This window comes from Alkalihalophilus lindianensis, from assembly GCF_032843265.1.
In the GTDB taxonomy this organism is placed as follows: domain Bacteria; phylum Bacillota; class Bacilli; order Bacillales; family Bacillaceae_D; genus Alkalihalophilus; species Alkalihalophilus lindianensis.
Genome location: NZ_JAWJBA010000564.1, coordinates 1 through 259, shown reverse-complemented (window position 1 = coordinate 259; position 259 = coordinate 1). Strand labels below are relative to the sequence as shown.

The window sequence follows — 259 nt, the reverse complement described above, 5'->3', positions numbered from 1 at the left end:
AGTTTAAAGAATGGGTGATGTGCGAACACATCCCCCAGATAGCGCAGAATTAAGAAACAGCGGTGGTTAATGACTTCGGAAGGTTCATTACTTTGAGTAGTGCAACCTGACTACCAAAACGCTTGTTTTTGTTCATCTGACACGCTTGGCGTGTATAGAATTGAACACCTGATTCAAACGCTACAGCGCGGACATCATCAGTCACAACTGGCACGGCGATATGACCAACAAACACCGATTTTGCTGGCTCAGCACTACG

The 259-nt window shown here is 45.9% G+C and carries 1 protein-coding gene; it reads right to left on the bottom strand.

Annotated features, from left to right (window positions below; translation table 11 throughout):
• Window positions 1-49: 49 nt before the first annotated feature.
• Window positions 50-259: hypothetical protein (locus tag RYX56_RS23435; RefSeq protein ID WP_317124267.1), on the bottom strand; the 210-nt coding region annotated here is incomplete at its 5' end.